This is a genomic window from Streptomyces sp. NPDC030809 (assembly GCF_055572195.1).
In genome coordinates this window covers 262,348-284,315 of the sequence record NZ_JBVIDV010000005.1, presented here as the reverse complement: position 1 = coordinate 284,315, position 21,968 = coordinate 262,348, and the positions used below count along the sequence as shown (strand labels likewise).

Genomic DNA, 21,968 nt, shown 5'->3' with positions numbered 1-21,968 from the left:
ACCCCGGCAGGTCCCGCAGTGCCCTGCCCTGCCCTGCCGTGCCGCGACCCGTCCGCCCCCGGAGCGGGCGGACGGGCCGGATCCTGCGTCAGTTGTAGCTGGGGACCATCCAGCGTGCCCGGTAGTACTGGGCGTCGGCCTCGCGCCAGAACTCCTCGTGGCGGCTCGGCGGGTTGGTGCCGGCGGCATCCACGAAGGTGAGGGCCGGGGTGGTCCAGCCGTCGGCGCCCGCGGCCGGCGCGTGGCAGGCGGTGGGGTCTCCTGCGCAGGTCGTGATGACGCGGCCGGAGACCGGGTCGTTGCCGACGCTCTTGGCCATGCCGCCCTTGTTGACCAGCGGTTCATTGGCGTAGTCGGTGCACCAGCGGTTGGTCTTCCCGTCGGGGGCCGTAGCGGAGACCGGCCAGCGGGAGGCGGTGTGGCAGGGCGTGGCCCCGGTCTTGGAGAACTGGATGATCCCCGCGTTGGCGGCCACCCACATCCGGTCGGGATTCCCGTGGACGGGCTCCAGGTCGTGACCGTACGCCAGGGACACCCCGTTGGGGTTCAGCGGCAGCTCGAAGGTCTCCGGCGTGCCCAGCTTTCCGGTGCTGCTCGTGTAGGGGAAGCGGACGATCCGGCCGGCGCCCACGGCCCACAGGGAGCTGGTGTCCGGGTCGTACAGCACGTTGTGGGCGTCGTCCAGAGGTGCGCTGTCCGCGGGGGTGGCGTAGGCGCTCGGCGCGTTGCCGATGGCGCCCTGGGCCTTGGTGTACACCCGCACCTGGTCGGTGCCGGAGAGGGCCACGGCCACGTTGCCGTCGGGCAGGAGCTCCACGCCGTGCAGGTTGCTGGTGGCGTTGGTGCCGACGTTGATCGCGAAGCGCGCCCCCGACAGCGCCGGGTAGGGGACGACGGCGACGAGCCCGCTCTGCCCGTCACCGACGACCAGGACCTGCTGCCCGCTGCGTCCGGCGGCCGCGTACGCGCCCGCGGGGCGCAGCCGGTGCTCCGTACCGCCGGCGAACGGGGCCCGCAGCAGGTCGCCGTGGGGGTCCTGGAAGGAGTGGTACGCGTCGGGCACCCACCGCTGGTAGGGGCCCGAGGCCGGCCACTTGGAGGGGTCGTACGAGTCGTAGAACTCCACCGCCGGGCTGGCGGCCGGGTAGCCGCCGTGGTTCACGGCGTACTCGTCGCCCGCGCTGATGGCGGGCGCGCCGGGGTTGAACTCCACCTCCAGCGTCGGTGCGTGGTAGGCCAGGTGGCAGGCGAAGTCGGCGGCGTCGGGGTTCATGGAGCAGAAGTCCTTGTACGCCACGCTGCTCGCCTCGCCGGCCGACAGGCGCAGGCCGTTGTTGGCCAGGGCCCCGGAGGTCCACGCCTTGACCATGGCGGTCACGTCGAGCCGCTTGATGCCGTTCGAGGTGTCCGGGTCGGCGTCCACCGGCTGGTCCGGGCAGGAGGGGTGCCCGATGCCGAAGTTCGCGGAGCTCTGGTAGCCGGCGCTGGGGGCGGGCTGGTTGGCCCAGGTGATCGTGGACTGGTTCCAGGCGGCTGCGACCGGATCGGCGTACATCCACCAGCCGTCACAGGAGCCGGTGAAGGAGTTGTAGAGCCGCAGGCTCGCGCTCTTGATGTTCGCGCCGTTCAACTTGGCGACGTCGAACTTCAGGAAACTGCGGTATTTGGTCGTGCCGTTGTCCGGAGTGCCGACGCGCAGCGCCTTCTCCGCGGAGTGGTCGCTGCCGTTCGCGTTCGTGATGTACGTGTCCTGCACCCGCGTGATGATGTTGCGCGGGCCGCTCTGGACGAACGGGCTGACGGCGGGGGTCGCGGCGTAGGCGGCAGGTGCGGGGGGTGCAGCGGGTGCGCCGCCGTCCTCCGGGGCGGCCGTGCCGACCAGTGAGGCGGCCAGTCCGGCACCGATCAGGAGCGCAGCCAGGCGGGGAAGTCTGCCTGTGGGGCGAGTCATGAAGGGATCTTTCCGGTGGGCGGGAGAAGGAACGGGAGCAGGTGAAAAAGGGAAAACAGGACGAGCGGATAATGATCGCTTTGCAAAGCGAATCGAATCCTAACCGCACTCCTGTTGCGCCCGACCCAGCCTGCACCCCCGCGGCCGGCGGCCGGCTCGGGGCCGCTACGGCCGGGCGGCGACGGCCTCCACGCCGGACGCCCGCAGCCTGCGGGCCAGCAGCTCCATCTCGGGCATCGTCCCCGCGTGAGCCCCTGCCAGGACCTCCCGCAGCCCTGGCACCCCGCCGAGCACTCCCCGCCGTGCCCGGGCGTTGCGGGCGGGGCGGTCGCGGCAGGGGGTGGCGCAGCGGCGCCCTTCGGGCTCCGGCGGGTCGATAAGGTGGCAGCAGCTCGTGCCATCGGGCGGGAGGCGGAGGAGCAGCGCATGAGTGTCGGGGAGCCGTTGAGTCAGGTACGGAGGATGCGGCTCGACGAGCTGCTCGACGAACTGCAGGTCCGCATCGACGAGGTGCGCGGTACCCGCGACCGGGTCCACAGCCTGCTGGAGGCCGTGGTGTCGGTGGGCCGGGGGCTCGACCTCGCCCAGGTGCTCCGGCGGATCGTGGAGGCGGCCGCGCTGCTCGTGGACGCCGAGTACGGTGCGCTGGGCGTGATCGGCCCCGACGGGCGCAGGCTCACCGAGTTCCTGACCGTGGGCCTCACCGCGGAGCAGACGGCCGCCATCGGTCCGCTGCCCGCCGGCCACGGTCTGCTCGGCGAGGTCATCCGCCGTCCGGAGCCCCTGCGCCTGACCGATCTCGGAACGCATCCCTCCTCGCGTGGCTTCCCGGCCGGCCATCCGCCCATGCGCACGTTCCTCGGCGTGCCGATCCGGGTCCGCGACGAGGTGTTCGGGAACCTCTACCTGACCGACAAGCGGGGCGGGGCCGACTTCGACGTCGAGGACGAGGCCGTGATCTCCACCCTCTCGGTGGCCGCCGGCGTGGCGATCGACAACGCGCGGCTGTACGAGGGGGCGCAGCGGCAGCAGCGCTGGCTCAGGGCCAATGCGGAGATCACCGAGAGCCTCCTGTCCGGGAGTTCGCGCCCGGCCGTGCTCGAACTGATGGCCCGCCGGGCACGGGAGATCACGGCGGCCCGGCTCGCGACCATCGCCGTGCCGGTGGACGGTGTCGACGGCCTGGTCGTGGAGTTCGCCGCGGGCGCGGGCGCGGGCGCGGACGGCGACCCGGATGCGGGCGGGGGTCCGGATGCGGCCGGGCCGCAGGGCCGTGTGATCCCGTTCGCGGGCACGCTCTGCGGTGCCGCCCACCTGGCGGGCAAGCCCGTGACGGCGGTGCAGGCGGCGGACGAGGAGCACCACGAGGCCGAGCAGGGGATCGAGGGCCGGGACGGGGCGGGACCGGCCGTGGCGGTCCCGCTTGGCACCGCGGGCGGCGCGAGCCGGGGCGTCCTGCTGCTCTCGCGCGCTGCGGGAGAGCCCGCCTTCGGCGAGGACGAGCTGGAGCCGCTCCTCGCTTTCGCGGGGCAGGCGGCGCTCGCCCTGGAGCTGGCGGAACGGCGCCGGGACGCCGAGCAGGTCGCGCTGCTCGAAGAGCGCGACCGGATCGCCCGCGACCTCCACGACCTGGCCATCCAGCGGCTGTTCGCGACGGGCATGACCCTCCAGAGTGCCGCTCGGCTCGTGGAGCACGAGGGGGCCCGCGAGCGCCTCGGCCGGGCGGTCGACGACCTGGACGAAACCATCAAGATCATCCGTTCGACGATCTTCGGGCTGCGGACCCGGGACCGCGAGAGCGGCCCCGGGCTGCGGGCACGCGTGGCCCGCGCCGTCGGCGACGCGGCCGTCTCCCTCGGCCACCCCCCGGTCCTGAGCATGGAGGGGCTCCTCGACACCGACGTGCCGCCGCAGACCGCCGACCACGTGCTGGCGGTGCTCGGCGAACTGCTCAGCAACGCGGCCCGCCACGCCCGCGCGACCCGCGTAGGGGTGTCCCTCCGGGCAGGGCGGGGCGAGATCGTACTGACCGTGTCGGACAACGGCAGGGGCATCCCCGCCCAGGGACGCCGGAGCGGCCTGCGCAACCTCGACGAGCGGGCCCGGGCCGTGGGCGGGACCTTCACCGCAGAGACCCCCGAAGAGGGCGGCAGCAGGCTCGTCTGGCGGGCACCGCTGTCCCACGGCCGCTGACAGCGGACGCCGCAGGGCGGCCGGCCCGGGGCTGCCGGCGTTCCGCGCCGGCAGGTGAGGGCCGATCGGCCCTGTCCGTCCGGCCCGTCCGGCGGGCAGGATGCCCCTGTCCCTGCGACGACCAGGGACAACCCAGGCGAAGGAGTTGCGTCATGAACGGCAGCAGTGCCACCTCCCCGGCGGCGGAGCCGATCCGGGTCTTCCTGCTCGACGACCACGAGGTCGTGCGCAGGGGAGTGCACGACCTCCTGGACGCCGAGCCCGACCTGACGGTGATCGGCGAAGCAGGGACGGCCGAGCAGGCGCTGATCCGCATTCCGGCGCTGCGTCCCCACGTCGCGATCCTGGACGTGCGCCTCCAGGACGGCGACGGAGTGAGCGTGTGCCGTGAACTGCGCTCGCGGATGCCCGGACTCGCCTGCCTGATGCTCACGTCGTTCGACGACGAGGAGGCACTCCTGGACGCCGTGATGGCGGGGGCTTCCGGCTACGTCCTGAAGCAGATCAGCGGCACCGACCTGGTCACCGCCGTCCGGACGGTGGCCTCGGGACAGTCGATGCTCGATCCCGGCGCCACCGCCCGGCTGATGGCCCGCATGCGCGGGGACGTGCCCCGCGAGGAGCAGTTCCCCGGTCTGCCCGGGCTGACGGACCGTGAGAAGGAGATCCTCCTCATGGTCAGCGAGGGGCTGACCAACCGGGAGATCGGCAAACGGCTCTACCTCGCGGAGAAGACCGTCAAGAACACCATCTCGCGGCTGTTCGTCAAGCTCGGGGTCGAACGCCGGGTCCAGGCCGCCGTGATCGCCAGCCACGCCCTGGCCCCGCTCGGCCGGCAGCCGGCGCAGGCCGCGGAGTAGGAGCCGGCCGTGGCGGGCCCGGGACGCCACGCGCTCGTACGCCGGTCCCCGCCGGGGCCGGAGCCCGTTCACCGGTGCGGTACGACCGCGACCGGGCGGGCCGAGTGGTGCAGCACGGCATGCGCCACCGATCCGATGCGTTCACCCAGCACCGCGGACCGGATCCGGCGTCCGACGACGAGCAGCCGTGCCTCCGCCGCGACGGACAGCAGTACGTGTCCGGCACCGCCCTGCTCCACGTGTGCGATGACGTCCACGTCCGGGTACCTGGTCCGCCACGGCTGGAGCGCCTGCTCCAGCGCGGCCTTCTCGACGGACTCCAGCCCGTCGGACTGCCCGTCGATCCACAGGGATCCGGGACCGTACGCGTAGACCGGGGGCAGGCTCCAGGCCCGGACCGCACGCAGCGGAGCACCGTGTGCAGCCGCCGATTCGAAGGCGAAGCGCAGCACCTCCGCGGACTCCTCCAGGCCGCCCTGCTGGCCGACGACCACCTCCCCGGCCCCGGCCCCGGCCCCGGCCCCGGCCCCGGCGCCGGACCGCGGCCCCGCCTCGCCGTGCGGGGTACGGACGGAGACGACGGGGCATGCGGCGGAGGCGGTCAGCCGGTGCCCGCAGGAGCCGAGCAGGAGGCCGGCCAGAGTGCCGTGCCCGCGCGTGCCCAGCACGAGCATCTCCGCGTCCGCGGCGGCGCGCAGCAGGGCGGGCACGGGGGAGTCCGGTACCACCTGCGCGGTGAGGGAGAGCCCCGGGTGGCTGCGGGCGAGCTCGGCCTCCGTCTCCTCCAGCAGGTCCCGGGCCCGGCGGCCCACGGCCCCGCGGTCTTCGACGACCGGTACGGCGAGCGGCTGCCACAGCCAGGCGTGGACCAGGTGCACGTGCATGCCGCGGCACACGGCCTCCCGGGCCGCCCAGTCGGCAGCGGCCCGGCTCTCGTGGGAACCGTCCACCCCGACGACGAGGGTGCGCTTCACAGGTCTGTCCTCCGTACTCATGCGATGCGCGGGGCACCGGGATCGAATGGCCGGACGGGTGGCGCCGGCCGGGGGAGGACCCGGCGCCACCGGCATTCACCCTCCCCGGGCCGGGCAGGCGCGCGGAAGGGCCGACGGTCCCTCCACGAGGGCCGGTCCTCCCCTGCCGGCCGCGCGCCGGCGGCGCGAGGGTGGCGGCATCGGCCCGGCCGACGAACGTCCCCGAACCCCCACCGCAGGAGCGGACATGGCCCCGTTGACCCCGCGCTCGATCGCGGAGCTGGACGCACACTGGCGCGCCGCCAACTACCTGGCCGCCGGGCAGATCTACCTCATGGACAACCCCCTGCTGGCCGAGCCGCTCAGGCCGGAGCACATCAAGCCGCGGCTGCTCGGGCACTGGGGCACCGCACCCGGACTGAACCTGGTGCACACCCACCTCAACCGCGTGATCGGCGAGCGTTCCCTGGAGGCCCTGTGCGTCTGGGGCCCCGGGCACGGCGGCCCCGCCGTCCTGGCCAACTCCTGGCTGGAGGGCACGTACAGCGAGACCTACCCCGACGTGCCCCGCGACGCCGGCGGCATGGCCCGGCTGTTCCGGCAGTTCTCCTTCCCAGGCGGCGTGCCCAGCCACGTGGCGCCGGAGACGCCCGGCTCCATCCACGAGGGCGGGGAACTCGGATACGCCCTCGCCCACGCCTACGGAGCCGCCTTCGACCACCCCGGCCTGCTGGTCGCCTGCGTCATCGGCGACGGCGAGGCCGAGACCGGGCCGCTGGCGGCCTCCTGGCACGCGAACAAGTTCCTCGACCCGGTCCACGACGGAGCGGTCCTGCCCGTCCTGCACCTCAACGGATACAAGATCGCCAACCCGGCCGTGCTCTCCCGGATCCCCGCGGCCGAACTGGACGCACTGCTGCGCGGCTACGGCCACGAGCCGCTGTACGTGACCGGGAGCGATCCCGCCCTGGTCCACGGCGCCATGGCCCGCGCGATGGACCGGGCCCTGGACCGCATCGCCGCCATCCAGGCCGGGGCCCGGGCGGGGGCGCACGGCGGCCCGGCCCGGGAGCGCCCGCGCTGGCCGGTGATCGTGCTGCGCACTCCGAAGGGCTGGACCGGGCCCGCGAGCGTGGACGGCGAGCCGGTCGAGGGCACGTGGCGCTCCCACCAGGTCCCGCTCGCGCAGGTGCGCGAGAACCCCGCGCACCTGCGGCAGTTGGAGGACTGGCTGCGCTCGTACCGGCCGGAGGAGCTCTTCGACCCCGACGGCCGTCCGGCGGCGCAGGTCCTGGCCTGCGTCCCGGAGGGAAACCGCCGCCTGGGCGCCGTACCGTACGCGAACGGGGGCCGGTTGCTGCGACCGCTGCCGCTGCCCGCGCTCGAGGCGCACGCCGTCCCCGTGGACAAGCCGGGCGGCACCCTGCACGAGCCCACCCGGGTCCTGGGGCGCTTCCTCGCCGAGGTCATGCAGAACACCGCGGCCCGCAGGGACTTCCGGGTGGTCGGGCCCGACGAGACGGCCTCGAACCGCCTGGACGACCTGTACGCCGTCACCGGCAAGGCCTGGCAGGGCACCATCGAGACCGCGGACCGGAACCTGGCCCGCGACGGCCGGGTGATGGAGATCCTCTCCGAACACGTCTGCCAGGGCTGGCTGGAGGGCTACCTCCTCACCGGCCGGCACGGCCTGTTCTCCACCTACGAGGCCTTCGCGCACATCGTCGGCTCGATGGCCGGCCAGCACGTCAAGTGGCTGAAGACCTCGCGCGAACTGCCCTGGCGGGCACCGGTCGCCTCCCTCAACTACCTGCTCACCTCACACGTCTGGCGCCAGGACAACAACGGCTTCTCCCACCAGGACCCGGGTTTCGTCGACCACGTCCTCAACAAGAGCCCCGAGGTCGTGCGCGTCTACCTGCCGCCGGACGCCAACACCCTCCTCGCCGTGGCCGGCCACGCCCTCCGCAGCCGGGACCGGGTCAACGTGATCGTCGCAGGCAAGCAGCCCTGCTTCGACTGGCTGTCGATCGGGGAAGCCCGCGCGCACGTGGCGCGCGGCGCCGGAGTCTGGGAATGGGCCGGTACCGAGGACGGCTCCCGCGCCCCGGACGTCGTCCTGGCCTGCGCCGGCGACGTGCCCACACTGGAGGTGCTGGCCGCCGCCGCCCTGCTCCGCGAGCACCTCCCCGAGCTGGCCGTCCGGGTCGTGAACGTCGTGGACATCGCCCGCCTCATGCCCCGCGAGGAGCACCCGCACGGCATGGCGGACGCCGAGTACGACGCCCTGTTCACCACCGACAGGCCGGTGGTCTTCGCGTACCACGGCTACCCCTGGCTGGTGCACCGGCTCGCCTATCGCCGCAGCGGCCACGCCCGGCTGCACGTGCGGGGCTACAAGGAGTCCGGCACGACCACGACCCCGTTCGACATGGTGGTCCGCAACGACACCGACCGCTTCCGGCTGGTCATGGACGTCATCGACCGGGTCCCCGGCCTCGGGCGCCGCGCCGGGGAACTGCGCCGGGCGATGGCCGGCCGGCGCGCCCGCCACCACGACTGGATCCGCGCACACGGCACCGACCTGCCGGAGGTCGCGAACTGGTCCTGGCCCGGCTGAGCCCGGACCGGCCGGCGGGGAGGGGGCACCTCGCGGTGCCCCCTCCTCACCCGGTCTCCAGGACCTCCGCCACCGGCCGGCGCGGTGTGCCCGGTCCCGACGGCCCGTATCCCAGGCGCAGGACCATCTGGATGTGGCCCATCGAGGCGAGCGGATCCCGTACCGCCCAGCGCAGGTCGGGCCACTCCAGCGCCTGGGAGGTCATCGAGGTGGCCAGGCCGTCGGCGGTCGCCTGGAGGAGCACGCGTTCGAGTGCCTGGCCCGCGCGCAGCCAGTCGGCCGGGGTGTCGTTCGGAGTGCCCAGCAGGGCGAGCTGGGGGTGCTTCTCGAAGACGGCCCATCCGCGGTCCGGGGCCGGGCGGACCCGCCCGAAGTCGCGCACGGCCGCCGGTCCGGCGCTCCGCGGGCCGAACGCCGCGACGGGGATGCCGTCACCCTGCGGTGCGGGGGCCGAGGACGGTGTCCCGGCGGTCCAGGCGGCCGTCTCCGCCTGGGCGCGCGGATCCATCTCCTCGCGGTGCTCGGCATCCCGAACGAGGGACAGGACGGTCTCGGTGTGCCACCGGTCGGGCACCGTCAGCCGGCAGCCTTCCCGGCGGGCCGCCGCCCGCAGCCCGTCCAGAAGGGCGGGCGGAACGGGCTCGTCGCGGAAAGGGAGCCGGCTGGTGTGCCGGCGCCGGAGCGCGTCGTGCAGCCCGGCGAGTTCGCGGTCCGGACCCAGCGGGGCACCGAGGGCGACGGTGGCCAGCAGCCACGGGTCGGCGGCATCGGGCAGCAGCCCCACGTGGGCGCCGATCCCGTGCCAGGCCGCGGAGACCCGGAGGTTGAAGAGGGCCGCGGCGCAGCCGAGGTGGAGGGACCGGTGGTCGGGGTCGGTGCGCGGCATGGCCCGTTCCGGGTCGCCGTGGAGTTCGAGGATCCCGCTGTCCGGGCGGAAGACGAACCGCCAGGGCTGGGCGTTGTGCATCGAGGGGGCCGTGACGGCATCGCCGACGAGCCGGGCGGCGGTGCCGGCAGTGACGCTGGGTGCGCTCATGGGAGGTGTCCTGTCCGTGCTCGTGGCTTCACCCGTGGCCGCGGGCGCCCGGGGAGCCGTTTCGTGCACCACGGGGCGAGCGGTACGGGGTGCTGCTCCGCAGCGCCGTGCGGGCGGCCGGATACGTGCTGTGGTGCCACTCACCATCCGCCGGGTCCGCCTGCGGATCGAGGGCCGAACGGTCCCGTCCGGGGACCGGAAGGGCCCCTCGTCCGCAGCGGTGCGGGGCCCGGACCCCGGCCGGAACCGGCCGGGCCGGGTGCTCCCACCGGGGCCGGTGGGAGCACCCGCCCGTCACGGGCCGCGCCCCCCGGCGCGCGCCCCCCGGCGCGCGGCCCGCGTCGTGCGGCACTCCGGCGGGCTCGGACCGGCCTCGCTTCGCCGTGACTTCACGGCGGCAGGCGCCGGCCTCGAAGCCGGGAGCACCCCGTCCGGCGGCCACGTCCTGACGGCCTCCCTGCCGCGCCGCCGCGCCGCGGCCTCCCGGCCGGAACCGAGAACGGGGGATCCGGGACCGCCTGCGGGGTGGGCGAAATCCGAACCGCCCGGACGGCGCACGAGGACGAGGGACGGCCGCGCACGTGCCGCGGCGACGCACGTGCCGCGGCGAGACCATGACGCCCGCGCCGACCGCGCCGACCGCGCCGATCGCGCCGATCGCGCCGCCCGCGCCGACGCGGGCCCGGACCCGGGCCCGCGGGCACGGCAGGATCCCGGCGCGGACGCGCCCCGCGCGCCCGGTCCGTCCCCGCACCACGCGCCGGGCGCGCGGCTCTGCCAGAGGTGCGGCGGACCCCTGCCGGACCGGCCGCCCCGGACGGCCGCCCCGGCCCCCGACCGGCGCGAGCGGTGCGGCTTCTCGGCGTATGGTCCTGATATGCGAGCTGCGGTACCCGGCTTCGGCGCGCGGCCCGGCGGGACGGACCTGCTCGCCACCGCGCTGGTCGAGACCGTCCACCGCACCGGCGCCTCCGCAGGAGCCCTCTACCTGCTGGACCGGGCCGCCGGGACGCTCGGCCTGGCGGTGCTGTGCGGGCTGCCGGAGGAGGTGGTCTGGCCGTGGCGCCGGATCCCGCTCGCGACCGCCGCTCCGGTCAGCGAGGCCGTCCGCGAGAACCGCCTGGTGTGGGTCGGCTCCCAGGAGGACCTGGCCCGCGCGTACCCCCGGGTCGCGGCGAGCCTCCCGTACCGCTTCGCCCTCGCGGCCGCACCGCTGCCCGGGCGCTCCCGCCGGTGGGGCGGCCTGGTGCTGCTGTGGCCCGCCTCCCGCCCGGAGCGGGCCTCCCGCCGCGAGCGCGGCCACATCTCCGCCGAGGCCAGGCGCATCGCGCACGCCCTTGACGAGTCCCCGGAACCGCCGGAAGTGCCCGAGCGGCCGCAGCGGGTGTCACTGGCCGAGGGGTACCCGTACGCCGGCCGGACCGGGCAGGCGGCCGCGGACTACGCCGAGCGGCTGCCCGAGGGTGCGCTGGCCCTGGACCTGGAGGGCCGGATCACCTTCGTGAACGGTGCGGCGGCCGGTCTGCTCGGCCGGGGCACGGACCGGCTGCTGGGGACCCGGCCCTGGGAGTCCCTGCCCTGGCTGGACCAGCCGGCCGTCGAAGACCACTACCGCACCGCCGTGATCAGCCGCGAACCGGTCGAGTTCACCGCCCCGCGCCCCCCGGACCGCCTGCTCCGCTTCGAGCTCTACCCGGACGCCAGCGGCATCAGCGTCCGCATCACTCCCGTCGCCGAAGCGGAACCCGCACGGGAATCCGAACCGGGATCTGCACCCGCACCGGGATCCGCACCCGAAGCGGAATCCGTACCCGTACCCGTCCCCGAAGCCGAACCCGCACCGGGATCCGCACCCCGGCCGGTGCCCGTGCGCGCCCCCGCCTCCGCCGCCTCCCGTACCGCCCACAGCGGACGCCTCTACCAGCTCCTGCACCTGGCGTCCGCCCTGACCGAGACCGTGGCCGTCAGCGACGTGGTCGAGCTGGTCGCCGGCCAGGTCCTGCCCGCCTTCGGCGCCGACGGCCTGGTGCTCTCCGCGGCCGAGGCCGGCCGCCTGAAGATCACCGGCTGGCACGGCTACGACCGGCAGACCATCGAACGCCTCGACGGACTGCCCCTGGGCACCGGCGTCACCCCCGCCGGGCGGGTCCTGTCCACCGGCATCCCGTCCTTCTTCGCCGACATCGGCGAGATGGCGGCCGCGTTCCCCCAAGCCCCCCTGATGAGCGGCAAACGAGCCTGGGCCTTCCTGCCCCTCCTGATCTCCGGCCGCCCCGTCGGCTGCTGCATCCTCTCCTACGACCGACCGCACACGTTCACCGCCGACGAGCGCGCGGTGCTCACCTCCCTCGCCGGCCTGATCGCCCAGGCCCTGGACCGGGCCCGGCTCTACGACGCCGTCCACGGCCTCGCCCTCGGCCTCCAGGAAACCCTCCTGCCGCACAGCCTGCCCGCCGTGCCGGGCCTCGCCATGGCCGCCCGCTACCTGCCCGCCAGCCGCGGCATGGACATCGGCGGCGACTTCTACGACGTCATCCGCCTCGACGCCACCACCGTCGCCGCCGTCATCGGCGACGTCCAGGGCCACAACGTCTCCGCCGCCGCCCTCATGGGCCAGGTGCGCACCGCCATCCGCGCCACCGCCGACGCCCCGCCGGACCAGGTCCTGGCCCGCACCAACCGGGTGCTCATGGACCTGGGCACCGACCTGCTCGTCTCCACCCTGTACGCCAGGATCGACCTCGCCCACGGCCGGGCCACGCTGGCCAGCGCCGGCCATCCGCCGCCGCTGCTGCACCGCCCCGGCCGGCCGGGCCTCGTCGTCCGGCTCGACCCCGCCCCGCCGCTCGGCATCGACACGGGTGCGCCCCATCCCGTCACCGACCTGGCCCTCCCGCCGCAGAGCACCCTCGCCCTCTACACCGACGGACTCGTCGAAGTGCCCGGCTCCGACCCCGACCTGACCGCCGCCGACCTGGCCGAGCACCTCGCCCGCCACCACGAAGAGGAGGTCGACCACCTCGTCGACCGCCTCATCCGCCGCGCCTGGCCCACCGGCCGCTACACCGACGACACGGCCCTCCTCCTGCTGCGGACCACCGCAGACCCGTTCCCGGGCCGGTGACCGGATGCGTTCCGTTCGGGAGCAGTGCAGGGCGGCCCCGGCCGAACCGAGGGGGAGCGCACGGCAGGGTCCGGCGCAGCTTCCCCTCGGTCCCCCGTTGGCCGGGGCCGCCCGTGCCGGTCGGGCGGGGCGCCCGACCGGAGGGAGAGTGGTCGCGTCATCGGCCCGCTCGGCCCGACGGGTAAAGCCTACGAACGGACGGGCGCGTGCGCGGCCCCCCACAGGTGTATCCCGAACCGCCCACCCTGGGTGTACGACGGCCTACACCCAGGGTTGCAACCGCTCGCAGGGCGGCCCGTTTACGCTCTGGGTCCATGACGACATCAGGGGGACGGCGGGGCGCGGTTCGGGCGGCGCTTCCGCAGGTGGCGGACGGCGTGTACGCGGTCGCCTCGCTGGGCATCTCGGCCACGATGCTGCACAACTGGCCCGATCCGCACGGATATTGGCGTGACACGGACGAGCTGGCGTACGTGTTGCTCGCGGCGGTCTACCTTCCCCTCGCCGTGCGGCGCCGCTTCCCGCTCGCCGTGCTTGCGAGCACCGCGGCGGTCGTCCTGTGCTACTTCACCCTCGCCTACTACCATCCCGTGGCGGTCTGCGGACTCGCCCTGGCCTGCTACACCGTCGCCGCACACCGCGCCCGGCGGGTGTCGGTCCCGGCCGCCGTGGTCGCGTGGCTGGTCCTGCTGTGGGGTACCCGGCTCGCCGAGCCCGGCATCGGGGCGCTCAGCGTCGCGTTCGTCACCGCCACCGCCGCCGTGACCTGGGTGACCGGGGACGTGTCGCGCCGCTTCGCCGAGCGCGGAGAGCGCCTGGCCGCCCTGACCCGGCAGCTCCGGCACGAACAGGAGATGCGGACCCGGCGGGCCGTCGCCGACGAGTGCATGCGCATCGCCCGCGAACTCCACGACGTCATCGCCCACCACGTGTCGGTCATCTCCATCCAATCGGGCCTCGCGGACTACGTGTTCACCTCCGACCCGGATGCCGCCCGCACCGCGCTGCGCACGATCAACGGCAGCGCCCGCGAGGCCGGCGACGAAATGCGGCGGATGCTCGCGGTGCTGCGCCAGGGGGTCGAGCACGGCGGCGGTCCCGCAGGCGACGGCGATCTCACCGCCCAGGGACTCGCCCGGCTCGACGAACTCGCCGCCCGCGTCACCGCGGCGGGGGTCCCCGTACGGATCACCGGCGACCGCCCCGAGGCCCCGCTGCCCGCCGGGATCGACCTGTGCGCCTACCGGATCGTCCAGGAAGCCCTGACCAACGTCCTCAAGCACGCGCCCCGGGCCAGTGCCACCGTCGCCCTCACGCACCGGGACGGCACCCTGAGGGTCCGCGTCACCGACGACGGCCCCGGCGCACACCTGCCCGGCCCGCGGGACGTCCCTGGTCACGGCTTGATCGGCATGCGGGAGCGGGCAACAATCTACGGTGGCTCGGTCAGGGCCGGCACCCGCCCCGAGGGAGGTTTCGAAGTCGAGCTGACCCTGCCCGCACCGCCCGTTCGCTGACGCCGACGCCCACGCCGACGCCAACGCCCGGACCAGGCACGGCAGTCCAGGCCTTCCAGGGGGACACCTGCATGCCCACGATCCTCGTCGCAGACGACCAGATCCTCGTCCGCTCGGGGGTGATCGCCTTGTTGCGCGCCGCGCCCGGGCTCACCGTCGTCGGCGAGGCGGACAGCGGCGAAGCCGCTGTGGCCGCCGCCCTCGAACTGCGCCCCGACATCGTCCTGATGGACGTCCGCATGCCCGGGATCGGAGGCATCGCCGCCACCGCCGAACTCCTCGAACGGCTGCCCCACCACGCGCCCAAGGTGATCATGCTGACCACCTTCGACCTCGACGTGCACGTCTACGAGGCGCTGCGCGCCGGCGCCAGCGGGTACCTGCTCAAGGACACCCCGCCCGAACGCCTCATCTCCGCGATCCAGACCGTCCATGCGGGCGAGACCCTCCTCAGCCCCGCCGCGCTGCGCCAGCTCGTCACGGCCTGCACCCCCGCCGGGCGCCCCGCCCCTCCGGCCCCGGGCCTGGCCGCCCTCACCCCGCGCGAAGCCGAAGTCCTCGCCCTGGTCGGAGCGGGCCTGTCCAACGCCGACATAGCCGCCCGCCTCGTCCTCAGCCCGGCCACCATCAAGACCCACGTCCACCGCTGCATGAGCAAGCTGTCCCTCACCAGCCGCGCCCAGGCCGTGGTCCTCGCCTACGAGGCCGGCCTGGTCACCTCCTGAAACCCCGCCCCGGCCCCGCAGGCCTCAGGTGCTGCGCCGGTCGCGGGTGTCCTTGCGGAGCCGGTCGGTGTGGGCGGTCATGGCGTCGATGCGGTCCGCGAGCTCGGAGTCCTCGGCGCGCAGGTGGGGGCGGCTGTCGGTCAGGGGGCGGACGAGGCGGGCCGCGTCGTCGTCGGCGAGGGCGAGGTTGAGGTCGCCGACCGCGGTGTCGGCGCTGCCCGGCAGGCCGAGGGCGGTGACCTGGCCCGCGAGGCGGCGCAGGTCGGCGGCATTGTCCCGGGCCCACGCACTCACGCTCCGGTCGGCGGCACGGGAGCTGCGGGTGGCCTCGACCCGCTGCTCGCCCGTGGAACCGGCCGCACCCGGGCGCTGGCGCAGGTAGCGGCGTTCGGCGGCCTGGCGGCTGGCGACGCCGAGGGGGCCGGCCAGGTCGGCCCAGCTCGCCCCGTGCTCGCGCGCGGTCTCGATCAGGACCGTTTCCCACCCGGCGAGCTGCTCGCGGACCTCGCGCAGGACCAGCAGGGCCGCGAGCGCCCGGTGCGGGCCCCCGGCCGGCTCCACGGCGCCCGCTGCGGCGGCGGGGGCTCCCTGCGCGTCCCGTACGGCCCGCTCGATGCTCTCCAGCGCCGCTGCAGCGGCGGCGAAGGACACCTGCCGCGGGTGGGGGGCGGCCTCGTCCATCAGCTTCTCCTCTGCGTCGTCCTGAGGATGACATCCTGCTTGTCATCGTTTCGATGACATGTTACAACGGAGGCAGTTGAAGCGCATTGGCAGTTCCTGCCGCAACCAACTGGAGGTGTTTTCGCGATGTTGATGCGCACCGACCCGTTCCGCGAGATGGACCGCATCGTCCAGCAGCTCTCCGGCACGTCCGGCACGTGGTCCAAGCCGTCCGTGATGCCGATGGACGCCTACCGGGAGGGCGACGCGTACGTGATCGCCTTCGACCTGCCCGGAGTGAGCACCGAGGCGATCGACATCGACGTCGAGCGGAACATGCTGACCGTCAAGGCCGAGCGCCGCCCTGTGCAGAAGTCCGACGGGGTGCAGATGGAGCTGTCCGAGCGGCCGCTCGGAGTCTTCTCCCGCCAGGTCATGCTGGCCGACACCCTCGACACCGAGCACATCGAAGCGGACTACGACGCGGGTGTTCTGACCCTGCGGATCCCGATCTCCGAGCTCGCCAAGCCCCGCAAGATCGCCATCCGCGGCGATTCCGGCCGCAAGCAGCTCGCCGGCTGACACCCGACCGCCCGCGCGGCTCACCGGCCGGCCACCCAGCGGCGGCGGACGGGCGAACCGATCCCCCTCCGGCAGCCCGCCCGCCGCTTCACGGCACCGGCACCGCCACCGCGGCCCACGCCCCTCCCCGTCCCGCGCTCCGTCCCGCGGAGGTGATGACACCATGACGATGCGCATGGACAGCTTCCTGGAACAGATCCAGGAACGCGGCGAATACCGCACCCGCGCGGAAGCCGAACGGGCGGCCCGCGTCGTCCTGGCCCTGCTGGGCGCGCACCTGGCCGGCACCGTACGGGCCGAGCTCGCCGCCCGTCTTCCCGAGGCCTACGCCCTGATCCTGCTCAACCCCCTGCAGGCCGCCGAACCGCTCACTCCCGAGCGTTTCGTCCGTGCGACCGCCGCCTGGATCGAAGGCGCCACCGAGGCGACCGCCCTGTGGGACATCGGCGCCGTCCTGTCCACCGCGGCCGCAGCGGCCGGCGAGGACCTCACCCACGAGATCCTGCTCCAGCTGCCCCCCGGCTACGACGTCCTCTTCGGCCACCCCCACCCCGCCTGAGGCCCCTGCCGACGGCAGACCTCGGCAGCCCAGCTCCCACCCGAAACGACACAGAGAAAGGCCATCGCCGCCATGTACGACCAGCCCCGACCGGCAGGGCCCGCCACGGCCATGACGTTCGACCGGATGCTGGAACGCGTGCGCTACGAAGGCGCCTACCCCACCCGCGACCGCGCGGAGGAAGCCGTCCGCAACGTCCTGGCCGCCCTCGGCCGGCAGATCACCGGCATGGAGCGCGTGGACCTCGCGCAGAGCCTGCCCGTCGAAGCCGCCCTCGTGCTGACCGCGCAGATCCCCGCCACCGAGCAGCTCACCGGCTGGGGGTTCGTCAAGGACCTCGCCGCCCGCACCGGCACCAGCCCGGCAGTCGCCCGCTGGGACACCGGCGCCGTGCTGTCCGTCGTGGCCCGCCTCCTCGGCCCCGACCTCCTCGCCCGGCTGTTCGCCCACCTGCCCCCCGGCTACGCGCTCCTGTTCGGGCAGGCCGAGCTGCCCCGGCCGCAGCACCAGGACGAGCTGCACCGGCCCCAGCACGCGGCCTGACCCCGGGGCGCACCGGGCGTCCGCAGGCCGGGTGGGTGGCTCGCGCGGGCACCGGGTGGTCGCCGGGGGCGGCGGCGCCGAGCACCCCGCCCTGCGCCGGACGGCCCTCAGATCGCCCCGGCGCGCTGCGCCCCGCGCCGGCTCGCCCGGTCCGCGAACGCGATCACGCGCGCCGCGTACGCCTCGGGATGACTGATGTGCGGGATGTGCCCCGCTCCCTCGAAGGTGTGCGTCTCGGCCTGGGGCAGGGCCTTCGACAGGCGGTCCGTGATCGTGGCGAACCACGGCGGACTCGTACTGCCCGCCGAGATCAGGGCGGGTCCGGCGTACCCGGAGAGCCGGCCCAGGTCGAGATCCGCCCACCCCGGGTCGGCCTGCTCGTCCAGGAAGGTCGGCGCGTTGAGCACGAACGTGTCGCGGACCCGCTCCGGCAACTGCTCCCACCCGCCCGGTCCGAGCGCGACCTCCTCGGCGAACTGCCGCGCTCCCGCGAGCGCCTCGCCCGCCCGCAGGTGCGCCAGGACGGGGTCGATGCTCCGCCCGGCGGCCGCCATCACCGGCTGCAACGCGGCGTCGTCGGCCACGATGCCCATGAGCGGGGGCTCGTGCGCGATGAGCCCCCGGAACAGCTCGGGCCGCCGCGCCGCCAGGCCGAGCGCAGTCGAGGCGCCGAAGGAGTTGCCCGCCACGTAAGCCGGTGCGAACCCCAGCGCCGTCATCAGGGCGGCCAGGTCCTCCTCGTCCTCGAACCGGGACCCCTGCCCCGCCGGGCGTTCGCTCTGGCTGTGCCCCCGCCGGTCGTACACCAGCACCCGGAACCGCAGCGCAAGGGCGTGCAGCACCGCGCGCCAGCTCTCGTGATCACTCCAGGAACCGTGCACGAGGACCAGCGGATCGCCGTCCCCGCCCAGCTCGTAGAAGAGATCGACCCCGTTCACTCCGACCCGTGACATCCCCGGCCTCCTCGACGGTGGCAGCTGCTCGCAGCCGCCATTCACCCACCACCCCCCGCCCGCGGCAACGCCCCGCGCCGCACGGCCACACGTCCGGCCGTCAGTCCGTACCGCGGTGCACGGCAACGTGCCGGAGCGCTCCTGACCCCCTTGCCGCCGTCCCGCCCGTCCGCAGGATGCGGGCGGGCGGGACGGCGCCGTCGATGCGGCCTCCACCCCTCACGGGGCGATGTTGTGGTTGAGGCGGAACACGTTGTCCGGGTCGTAACGCCGCTTCAGGGCGCGCAGACGGTCGTGGTTCTGCCGGTAGTTGAGCGGTACGCGGTCCTGGTCGTCGCCGTCCATGAAGTTGACGTACGCCCCCGGCAGCGAGTGCGGGGCCAGGGCCTCGGCGAAGGCCCGTACCCACGGCACCTGCGCCTCGCACTCCTCCCGGGTGCGCATCGCCGGACTCAGCGCGGTGGAGAAGTCGGCGTCCCGGTAGGCGAACGCCGTCTCGTCGGGCCCCACCCGGTGGCACGCGCCGTCGATCGGGAAGATCACCGTCGCGCTCTCGATCGACGGCGTGTCCTGCCCGTACTGCACGTACGCATCGATCGCACCGTCCGGAAGCCCGGAGCTGAACGTGCCCTTCCAGTAGTGGAACAGCCCCGCCGGCAGCATCTCGTCGAACAGGGTGTTGACCACCGGATAGGGGATGCGCTCCAGGAACTGGCCGAGGACCGGGCCCAGTTCGGCCTGCCGGGCACGGATCCGGTCGTCCTCGGCGGGATCGCCCGTCCAGCAGGTGACCGTCCCGCACAGCGGCCGCCCGTGCCAGCGCTCCGGCAGGAACGGCAGCGGGGGCCCGAGCGCGACGACCATGAGCGCGCTGAACTCCTCCGGCGAGGTGGCGATCAGCTCGCGGTACCGGCGGAGCACCTCGGCGTCGAGCGGGTAGAAGGTGGGGCCGCCGAGGATGTCCGCGACCGGATGCAGCCGGTACTCGAGCGAGGCCAGCACGCCGAAGTTGCCGCCGCCGCCCCGGACCGCCCAGAACAGGTCCGGCTCGTGCTCCGCGTCGGCCGTCACCAGGCGGCCGTCGGCCGTCACCACGTCCGCCGAGACGAGGTTGTCGCAGGCCAGACCGCAGCGGCGGGCCAGGTAGCCCATGCCGCCGCCCGTGGTCAGCCCGCCGAGGCCGGTGGTGGACACCACCCCGCCGGTGGTGGCCAGCCCGAAGGCGTGCGTGGCGTGGTTGAAATCGCCCCAGGTCGCGCCGCCCTCGGCCCGGGCGGTCCGGGCGGCCGGGTCCACCCGGACGCCGCGCATCCGCCCCAGGTCCAGCACGACGCCGCCGTCGCAGGTGCCGTACCCGGCGACGGCGTGGCTGCCGCCGCGCACCGCCAGCGGCAGGCCCTGCTCCCGGGCGAGGTCCACCGTCGCGATGATGTCGCCGGCGTCCACCGCCCGGACGACCACCGCAGGCCGCCTGTCGTGCATCGCGTTGTAGACCCTGCGCGCCTCGTCGTACTCCGGGTCGCCCGGTTCCACGATCTCCCCGCGGACCGCGCCGCGCAGCCGTTCGACGAGCTTTCCGTCGAGTGCCGCCGTGTAGGTGGCCATGGCGTCCACCGCCTCACGCATCCGTTGTCGTCCGTTCCCCGCCCACGGCACCGTTCTACGCCGGGCGGACCCGCGCCCTCATCGCCGGAACCACCCATCGCACGCCCGGCGGCATGGGCAGAAGAGCCCACGGCAGCGGCGCCGGCGGAGCTCCGCGGGCCGGACGTCACGTACCGTGCGGCACCGGCAGCAGCCCGTGCGTGTACGCGTACGCCGTCGCGGCGGCCCGGGACGGCACGTCCAGCTTGGCGAAGATGTTGTTCAGGTGCCGCGCCACCGTGTGCTCGCTGATCCCCAGCTGCGCGGCAACGGCCCGGTTCGTGCAGCCCGCCGCCACCAGCCGCAGCACCTGCGTCTCGCGCCCGGTCAGGCCCCCCGGCAGCGGGCCCGGCGCCGCGTCGAGCAGCGCGGCCGCCCGGCGGGCGTCGGGCACCGCGCCCAGCTCCTCGAACACCGTCCGCGCGGCCCCGAGCTCCAACCTGGCGCCCTCGGTGTCGCCGGCCGCGCGTTCGGCCGCCGCCAAGGTCATCCGTACCTGTCCGGCCTCGTACGGCACGCCCAGCAGCAGCCAGAGCGCCAGCGCCCGGCGCAGCAGCACCAGCGCACCCGGCACGTCATGCTCCGCGTACGCCACCGCCCCGCACGCCGAGTCCGCCACGGCCTGCGGAACGGTGGTCTCCGAGCCGCAGCGCCGCGCCCACGCGCGGGCCCGGTCCGCCAGCTCCGCAGCCGCCGCACGCGCCTGGACGGTGTCACCGAGCGCGAGCGCCACCTCCACCTGCGCCGCCAGCAGGCCGGTCCGCTCCCGGGTCGGCGGCCCCCCGGCGCCCGCCCCGGCCGAAGCCGCCAGCGCCACCCGGAGTCCCGCCGCGGCCGCCGCGGCGCGGCCCTGCGCCAGGTGCAGCAGCGCAAGCCCCGGCTGCGGGTCCCGGCCCAGCTCGTGGGCGCGCGCGTACGAGGCCTCCGCCGCCGCCAGGTCCCCGCGCCGCCGCTCGATGCCGGCCCGCACGTACACCACGCCGCCCGCCATGCGGGCCTCGTACGGGAGCAGCTCCGCACAGGCCACCGAGGCCTCGGCGCAGGCCCGGGACCAGTCCCCGGTCAGCTCCGCGATCTCCACCCGGTGCACCCGGCACAGGCCCCGGAAGTTGTTCGCCTCGGGCATCTCCGCGCACCAGGCCATCGCCGCGTCCGTCCACTCCGCGGCCCGGCGCAGATCGGCGCAGGCCATCGTGGCCTGGAGGCCCAGGCAGTAGATCCAGCCGGTGAAGAAGTTGCTCAGCTCGCCCGCCGTGGCCGCGCACAGGGCGTCGTCCATGCGGGCCAGCCCCTCCGCCACCCGGCCCTCGGCCAGCAGCACGCCGCCCTGCGCGAGGGCGCTCATCGCCAGCAGGTCGGCGCTGCCGCACCGGCGCGCGATCTCGGCCATCGCCCGGGCATGTCCGGCGGCCTCGCCGAAGGCGCCGCGCCGCTGCGCCTTCTCCGCTTCCACCCAGGCCAGGTAGCAGTGCTCGGCGCACTCGGGCTCGTCGCGCAGCCGCTCCCGGGCGCGCTCCAGCCAGCCGGAGGACGCGCTGACGCGTCCTGCCAGCAGGTGCTCGTAGTAGAGGAGCCAGGCCATCATCCCGGCCCGGCGGGCCGCCCCGGCCGCGAGGTAGGCGCCGTAGGCGCGGCGGCGGGCGTCCACCGACTCGTCGATCCGGCCCGTCCACCAGGCGGCGTCGGCGAGCACGGCGAGGTCATCGGCCCCGAGCCGGTCCGGATCCAGGCCGTGCAGCAGGCCGTACGCCTCCGCCCAGGCCTCCTGCTCGGCAGCATCCCTGGCTCGGCCGATCGCCCGTTCGACGCCGGTGATCACCCTTCCCAGCATAGGAGCCCGGGCGGGCTCCTGCGGTCCGGGCGGCGAGCGGGACGGCTGGGGAGGGGATCGGTCTCCCGGCTGTCGCCGTTGGCGTGTGCCGTGCCGTGCCGTGCCGTGCCGGACGTGACCGAGACCGTCGCGGCCAGGGCGGCCGCGGCGAGGACGCATGCCCGCAGCAGGTCGTGCTCGGTGCGCTCGCGGGGCG

At 74.8% G+C, this 21,968-nt stretch carries 16 protein-coding genes; 9 read left to right on the top strand and 7 right to left on the bottom strand.

Features of this window, described 5'->3' with window-relative positions; all coding sequences use genetic code 11:
* Positions 1 to 88: 88 nt before the first annotated feature.
* Positions 89 to 1,951, bottom strand: a complete 1,863-nt coding sequence (locus tag ACZ407_RS09645; protein ID WP_468126966.1) for a DUF6528 family protein — start codon at positions 1,949 to 1,951, stop codon at positions 89 to 91.
* Positions 1,952 to 2,377: 426 nt separating this feature from the next.
* Here ACZ407_RS09645 and ACZ407_RS09640 point away from each other — a divergent pair, with 426 nt between their 5' ends.
* On the top strand, positions 2,378 to 4,144 hold the full coding sequence (locus ACZ407_RS09640) for a sensor histidine kinase (protein ID WP_468126964.1): 1,767 nt from the start codon (positions 2,378 to 2,380) through the stop codon (positions 4,142 to 4,144).
* A gap of 152 nt (positions 4,145 to 4,296) precedes the next feature.
* Positions 4,297 to 5,004 (top strand): response regulator, encoded by a 708-nt coding sequence (locus tag ACZ407_RS09635; protein WP_468126963.1) that lies wholly within the window; start codon positions 4,297 to 4,299, stop codon positions 5,002 to 5,004.
* 68 nt (positions 5,005 to 5,072) lie between these two features.
* Here the strand turns inward: ACZ407_RS09635 and ACZ407_RS09630 are convergent, their stop codons facing one another.
* A complete protein-coding gene (locus ACZ407_RS09630) occupies positions 5,073 to 5,978 on the bottom strand; it encodes a universal stress protein (RefSeq protein WP_468126961.1) in 906 nt (301 codons plus the stop codon).
* A 247-nt stretch (positions 5,979 to 6,225) separates the two neighbouring features.
* Between ACZ407_RS09630 and ACZ407_RS09625 the strand changes: the two genes are divergently transcribed.
* The gene (locus tag ACZ407_RS09625) at positions 6,226 to 8,598 is read left to right on the top strand and encodes a phosphoketolase family protein (RefSeq protein ID WP_468126959.1); all 2,373 of its coding nucleotides are present in this window, start codon (positions 6,226 to 6,228) and stop codon (positions 8,596 to 8,598) included.
* 46 nt (positions 8,599 to 8,644) lie between these two features.
* Here the strand turns inward: ACZ407_RS09625 and ACZ407_RS09620 are convergent, their stop codons facing one another.
* Complete coding sequence (locus ACZ407_RS09620) at positions 8,645 to 9,634, bottom strand: Acg family FMN-binding oxidoreductase (RefSeq protein ID WP_468126957.1); 990 nt, start codon at positions 9,632 to 9,634, stop codon at positions 8,645 to 8,647.
* An 877-nt stretch (positions 9,635 to 10,511) separates the two neighbouring features.
* Here ACZ407_RS09620 and ACZ407_RS09615 point away from each other — a divergent pair.
* The 3 genes from ACZ407_RS09615 (at position 10,512) to ACZ407_RS09605 (ending at position 15,000) form a co-directional block, all read left to right on the top strand.
* The gene (locus ACZ407_RS09615) at positions 10,512 to 12,758 is read left to right on the top strand and encodes a SpoIIE family protein phosphatase (protein WP_468126956.1); all 2,247 of its coding nucleotides are present in this window, start codon (positions 10,512 to 10,514) and stop codon (positions 12,756 to 12,758) included.
* A gap of 314 nt (positions 12,759 to 13,072) precedes the next feature.
* A complete protein-coding gene (locus tag ACZ407_RS09610) occupies positions 13,073 to 14,275 on the top strand; it encodes a sensor histidine kinase (protein WP_468126955.1) in 1,203 nt (400 codons plus the stop codon).
* A gap of 71 nt (positions 14,276 to 14,346) precedes the next feature.
* Complete coding sequence (locus tag ACZ407_RS09605) at positions 14,347 to 15,000, top strand: response regulator (RefSeq protein ID WP_468126954.1); 654 nt, start codon at positions 14,347 to 14,349, stop codon at positions 14,998 to 15,000.
* Positions 15,001 to 15,024: 24 nt separating this feature from the next.
* Here the strand turns inward: ACZ407_RS09605 and ACZ407_RS09600 are convergent, their stop codons facing one another.
* A complete protein-coding gene (locus ACZ407_RS09600; protein ID WP_468126952.1) occupies positions 15,025 to 15,681 on the bottom strand; it encodes an HSP18 transcriptional regulator in 657 nt (218 codons plus the stop codon).
* 126 nt (positions 15,682 to 15,807) lie between these two features.
* On the opposite strand from ACZ407_RS09600, the gene ACZ407_RS09595 reads away from it, so the two are divergent.
* From ACZ407_RS09595 to ACZ407_RS09585, 3 genes are all read left to right on the top strand, one after another.
* Positions 15,808 to 16,242, top strand: a complete 435-nt coding sequence (locus ACZ407_RS09595; RefSeq protein WP_468126951.1) for an Hsp20/alpha crystallin family protein — start codon at positions 15,808 to 15,810, stop codon at positions 16,240 to 16,242.
* Between the two features lie 163 nt (positions 16,243 to 16,405).
* The gene (locus ACZ407_RS09590) at positions 16,406 to 16,801 is read left to right on the top strand and encodes a DUF2267 domain-containing protein (RefSeq protein WP_468126949.1); all 396 of its coding nucleotides are present in this window, start codon (positions 16,406 to 16,408) and stop codon (positions 16,799 to 16,801) included.
* A gap of 72 nt (positions 16,802 to 16,873) precedes the next feature.
* Entirely contained in the window at positions 16,874 to 17,344 is a 471-nt protein-coding gene (locus ACZ407_RS09585) for a DUF2267 domain-containing protein (RefSeq protein ID WP_468126947.1), read from the top strand.
* Positions 17,345 to 17,451: 107 nt separating this feature from the next.
* Here ACZ407_RS09585 and ACZ407_RS09580 read toward each other — a convergent pair whose 3' ends face one another.
* The 3 genes from ACZ407_RS09580 to ACZ407_RS09570 form a co-directional block, all read right to left on the bottom strand.
* Positions 17,452 to 18,297, bottom strand: coding sequence for an alpha/beta fold hydrolase (locus ACZ407_RS09580; protein ID WP_468126946.1), 846 nt, complete (start codon positions 18,295 to 18,297; stop codon positions 17,452 to 17,454).
* A gap of 219 nt (positions 18,298 to 18,516) precedes the next feature.
* Positions 18,517 to 19,902: an FAD-binding oxidoreductase gene (locus tag ACZ407_RS09575; RefSeq protein ID WP_468127116.1), complete on the bottom strand. Its 1,386-nt coding sequence runs from the start codon at positions 19,900 to 19,902 to the stop codon at positions 18,517 to 18,519.
* A 166-nt stretch (positions 19,903 to 20,068) separates the two neighbouring features.
* The gene (locus ACZ407_RS09570) at positions 20,069 to 21,760 is read right to left on the bottom strand and encodes a LuxR C-terminal-related transcriptional regulator (RefSeq protein WP_468126944.1); all 1,692 of its coding nucleotides are present in this window, start codon (positions 21,758 to 21,760) and stop codon (positions 20,069 to 20,071) included.
* Positions 21,761 to 21,968 lie beyond the last annotated feature (208 nt).